General features: G+C 62.7%; 1 protein-coding gene. It reads left to right on the top strand.

From position 1 onward, the window contains the following. Positions 1-102 precede the first annotated feature (102 nt). The coding region (gene ilvN / locus SB764_RS38525) for an acetolactate synthase small subunit (RefSeq protein WP_410866538.1) at positions 103-399 on the top strand (297 nt) is incomplete at its 3' end.

Raw genomic sequence — 399 nt, 5'->3', positions numbered from 1 at the left:
ACGAGATGCTGCTGCCGGACGAAGCGACAGACGAAGCGGTCGCCAATGCCATCGATGCCAAGGGCCGTGCGCTCGTTTGATCTGAAGTAGAGGAAGAAGACAATGAACGCACACCTACAGCCGACCGGTTCCGCCTACTTCATTTCGCCGGAAACCGCCGCAGCCGAGAGCCACACGCTCTCGGTCCTCGTCGACAACGAGCCCGGCGTCCTAGCCCGGGTCATCGGTCTCTTTTCCGGCCGCGGCTACAACATCGAGAGCCTGACGGTCTCCGAAACCGAGCATCAGGCGCATCTGTCGCGCATCACCGTCGTCACCCGTGGCACGCCGCAGGTGCTGGAGCAGATCAAGGCGCAGCTGGAACGCATCGTTCCCGTTCACCGCGTCGTCGATCTGACG

Origin of the sequence: Paraburkholderia sp. SIMBA_027, from assembly GCF_046535315.1 — a bacterium.
Taxonomy (GTDB): Bacteria; Pseudomonadota; Gammaproteobacteria; order Burkholderiales; family Burkholderiaceae; genus Paraburkholderia; species Paraburkholderia tropica.
The sequence above is the reverse complement of the archived record's forward strand: the minus strand, read 5'-3'. Positions and strand labels throughout refer to the sequence as shown.